At 65.3% G+C, this 4,096-nt stretch carries 4 protein-coding genes; all 4 read left to right on the forward strand.

The features are described 5' to 3' along the window. Positions 1-196: 196 nt before the first annotated feature. The 4 genes from WBV89_RS01865 to WBV89_RS01880 are packed head-to-tail and all read left to right on the forward strand — an operon-like array spanning position 197 to position 4,039. Complete coding sequence (locus WBV89_RS01865; RefSeq protein ID WP_423979641.1) at positions 197-961, forward strand: lysophospholipid acyltransferase family protein; 765 nt, start codon at positions 197-199, stop codon at positions 959-961. A gap of 24 nt (positions 962-985) precedes the next feature. Further along, a complete protein-coding gene (gene thrS, locus WBV89_RS01870; RefSeq protein WP_423979642.1) occupies positions 986-3,010 on the forward strand; it encodes a threonine--tRNA ligase in 2,025 nt (674 codons plus the stop codon). Then, entirely contained in the window at positions 3,010-3,549 is a 540-nt protein-coding gene (locus WBV89_RS01875) for an HIT family protein (RefSeq protein ID WP_423979643.1), read from the forward strand. Before thrS ends, WBV89_RS01875 begins: the two co-directional genes overlap by 1 nt. A gap of 22 nt (positions 3,550-3,571) precedes the next feature. Continuing rightward, positions 3,572-4,039, forward strand: coding sequence for a hypothetical protein (locus WBV89_RS01880; protein WP_423979644.1), 468 nt, complete (start codon positions 3,572-3,574; stop codon positions 4,037-4,039). Positions 4,040-4,096: the final 57 nt, after the last annotated feature.

Raw genomic sequence — 4,096 nt, forward strand, 5'->3', positions numbered from 1 at the left:
ATGACGACCTCGACACGCCCGGCGCTTTCGAGTTGATCGACGCAGCGGCGAGGTCGAACGAGGGCGTGCTCGAGGCGAGTCGGCTGCTCGGCGTCGAGCTCGATTGATCCACCTCGACTGATTCATCTCGACTGATTCATCCAGTGTTCACATGGTGATGACCATGTGCCCATGATGATGGTCTACGGTCGGCGACATGGACACGACTTCAGGTGCGGGCGCCTTCCAGCGACGAACCCGACGCGTCGTCAAGCCGGCGGTGACGCGCCTGTGGGACATCGAAATGCAGGGCTACGAGCGACTTCCGGTCGACGGTCCGGCACTGCTGTGTCCGAACCACGTGAGTTTCCTCGACTCGGCGTTCCTCGCGTTCACCGCACCGCGCAACATCTCGTTCGTCGGCAAGGCCGAGTACATGGATTCGTGGAAGTCGAAGTTCCTCTTTCCGGCGATGGGCATGATCCCGATCGACCGCGCCGGAGGTTCGAAGAGCGCATCGGCGCTCGATGCCGCCCGCGCAGTACTCGCGCGCGGTGAGCTGTTCGGGATCTTCCCCGAAGGAACCCGCAGTCGCGACGGTCGGTTGTACAAGGGTCGGACCGGCGCCTCGCGGCTCGCGATGGCGATCGGGTGTCCGATCTTCCCGGTCGGCATCACCGGCACCGACGACATCCAGCCGCCCGACGCCAAGATGCCGAAGCTCCGAAAGTCGTGCTCGATCACGATCGGACGGCCGATCAAGCCCGAGCGGTACGCGAGCCGTGGAGCCGAACACCTCGCGTGGCGGTCGATGATGGACGAGGTGATGTACGAGATCCGGGAGATGACCGGTCAGACGTACGTCCACCACTACGCCGGCGAGGCACCGGCGGAGAAGACTCCGGTTGCGACGGTCACGCAGATCGCGACGATCGCGATGCCGGTCGAACGCGAACGGAAACTCGTCGCCTCCGCTGGATAGTCGCCCCCGTATCCTGGGTGGACCATGTCGAACACCCTTGGAATGATCACCGTCGCCCTGCCCGACGGATCCGAACGTGAACTGGCCGCAGCGTCGACCCCGCTCGACCTCGCAGCGTCCATCGGATCCGGTCTGAAGAAGGCTGCCGTCGCCGCAACGGTCAACGGCACCGAGACCGATCTCACCACCGAACTCGCCGATGGCGACGTCGTCTCGATCATCACCAACGACACCGACGAGGGCCGTCACGTCCTGCGTCACTCGACCGCCCACGTCCTCGCCCAGGCGGTCACCCAGTTGTATCCGGGTGCGAAGTTCTCGATCGGCCCGGCCATCGAGAACGGCTTCTACTACGACTTCGATCTGCCCGATGGCCAGACCTTCCACGAGGACGACCTGGCCCGTATCGAGAAGCAGATGAAGGAGATCGTCAAGGCGAACCAGCCCTTCACCCGGTCCGAGCACTCGATGGACGAGGCGAAGAAGCTCTTCGCCGACCAGCCGTACAAGGTCGAGATCATCGAGCGCGTCGAGGCCGCGGCCGGTGCGGGTGATGTCGATGATCTCGACGCCGGAGAGGTCTCCGGTGACGTGATCAGCGCCTACCGCAACACCGACGAGTTCGTCGACATGTGCGTCGGCCCCCACGTTCCGACCACCGGTCGGTTGCAGCATTTCAAGCTGCAGAAGGTCGCCGGCGCACACTGGCGCGGGAACGAGAGCGGCACGATGCTGCAGCGGATCTACGGGACCGCGTGGGAATCGAAACAGGCGATGGCCGAGCACCTGCACCAGCTCGAGGAGGCGGCCAAGCGTGATCACCGCAAGCTCGCCAACGAACTCGACCTGTTGAGCTTCCCCCAGGAACTCGGTGGCGGCCTCGCCGTGTGGCATCCCAAGGGCGCGATCATCCGCAAGCTGATGGAGGACTACAGCCGCCTCCGTCACGAGACCGGCGGATACGAGTTCGTCTACACCCCGCATCTCGCGAACGGGAAGCTGTTCGAGACCTCCGGACACCTCCAGTGGTACGCCGACGGCATGTACCCGCCGATGGAGATGGACAACGGCACGTACTACATGAAGCCGATGAACTGCCCGATGCACTGCTTGATCTTCAAGAGCAGCCAGCGCAGCTACCGCGAGCTTCCGCTCCGCCTGTTCGAACTCGGCAACGTCTACCGCTACGAGCGCGCCGGAACCCTGCACGGCCTGCTGCGGATCCGTGGATTCACACAGGACGACAGCCACATCTACTGCACGAAGGAGCAACTCGCCGACGAGATCGCGTCGCTGCTCGACTTCGTGCTGTCGGTGCTGCGCGCGTTCGGGTTCGAGGACTTCACGTTCAACCTGTCGACCAAGGACCCCGAGAAGTACGTCGGTTCCGACGAGATCTGGGACGAGGCAACCGCCGCGCTGAAGGCGGCGCTCGAGTCGCACGGCTTGGAGTATCAGGTCAAGGACGGCGACGCCGCCTTCTACGGGCCGAAGATCGACATCGACGTGCGCGACGCGATCGGCCGTTCGTGGCAGCTGTCGACGATCCAGGCCGACTTCCAGCTTCCCGAACGCTTCGAGCTCGAGTACGTCGGCGCCGACAACGAGCGGCATCGGCCGATCATGTTGCACCGCGCCCTCTTCGGGTCGATCGAACGATTCTTCGGCGTGCTCATCGAGCACTACGCCGGTGCGTTCCCGACCTGGCTGTCGCCTGTCCAGGTGCGGGTCCTGCCGGTCGCCGAGCCGCACGAGGAGCATGCGGAGAAGGTGGTCGCCGATTTGCGGGCCGCCGGAGCGCGTGTCGATTGGGTGAAGGCCGACGTCGGGCTCGGCAAGCGGATCCGGACCGCGAAGATGGAGAAGCTGCCCTACGTGCTGGTCGTCGGCGACGACGACGTCGCGGCGAACACGGTCGGCGTCAACCTCCGCCACGATCTCGTGCCCGAAGGCGCCGAGGACGTGGAGCGCGACGTGCCGCTCGCGACCTTCATCGAGCGCTTCCGATCCGAGGTCGACAACGAAGCGACCGCCGCCCTCTCGGCCTGATGCTCGAGCGGATCTGGTCGGGGTGGCGTGCCAACTACGTCGACGGCCGCGTGCGGCCGGCCGGCGGGGGAGCCGAGGTCAGCCCGTTCACCCAGATCCTCGAGAGCGGTGAGAGTGACGTGGCGACGCACGTCGTCCACCGTGGCGAGTTGGTGTTCGCGATCATGAACATCCACCCGTACACGTCGGGACATCTGCTCGTGCTGCCGTATCGCGAGGTCCCGGACCTGGCCGACCTCACCGGCGACGAGACGACCGAGCTGTGGTCGACGGTCACCGACGCGGTCGCGGCAGTGCGTGCGGCCTACGCACCCGACGGTCTGAATGTCGGGCTCAACCTCGGGCGTCCCGCCGGGGGATCGGTCCCGTCGCACCTGCATGTGCACGTGGTCCCGCGCTGGACCGGCGACTCGAACTTCATGTCGTCGATTGCCAACACCCAGACCCTGCCCGAATCACTCGCGGCCGGCGCGTCCCGCCTCCGTGCCACCTGGCCGTATCAACTGGGGTCATATCAACTGGGGTCAGACCCCAGTTGATCCACCGATAGCGTCGGTTGCGATGAGTGACGAGATCCGTGACGAACTGCCGGACGATCTGAATCCGGCCGGCTTCGTCGGCGCCTACATGTTTCCCGACAACAGCCGACGCCGCTGGCCGGGCGTGATCTATCTCGTCCTCGCAGCGCTCTGTGTGCTCGTCCGCCTCGGCTTCGCCGACTCACCGATCGTCAACGACGGCTGGTACTTCGCGGCCGGAATCCTCGTTTTCGCCGGAGTCTTCTCGATCACCTCGGGGTGGCGGATGACGGTCGACGAGAAGGAAGCGCTGGTCAAGGCACAGCAGGCCGTTGGCTTCGCGGTCGGACACGCATCGGCCCAGCAGGTGTGGCGCGGGTTCCGGAGTCGCCCCACATGGCGGGTCCTGTGCTACTCGGCCGAGGAGCCCCCGAAGGACCGCGGGCTGGTGCTCGTCGACGCCCTCGACGGTTCGATCGTGGAGCAACTCGTCGAAGCGAACCCGGACTAACCTCGACACGATGTTCGACGGCACCTTCAGGAAACCGGTCGACAAAGCCGTCAAGCC

The organism is Ilumatobacter sp. (assembly GCF_049588435.1).
Classification (GTDB): Bacteria; Actinomycetota; Acidimicrobiia; order Acidimicrobiales; family Ilumatobacteraceae; genus Ilumatobacter_A.

What these genes read in the sequence shown, in the direction of transcription:
- WBV89_RS01865 (WP_423979641.1), top strand. Translation starts at nt 197, where the DNA reads ATGGACACGACTTCAGGTGCGGGCGCCTTCCAGCGACGAACCCGACGC.
- thrS (WP_423979642.1), top strand. Translation starts at nt 986, where the DNA reads ATGTCGAACACCCTTGGAATGATCACCGTCGCCCTGCCCGACGGATCC.
- WBV89_RS01875 (WP_423979643.1), top strand. Translation starts at nt 3,010, where the DNA reads ATGCTCGAGCGGATCTGGTCGGGGTGGCGTGCCAACTACGTCGACGGC.
- WBV89_RS01880 (WP_423979644.1), top strand. Translation starts at nt 3,572, where the DNA reads ATGAGTGACGAGATCCGTGACGAACTGCCGGACGATCTGAATCCGGCC.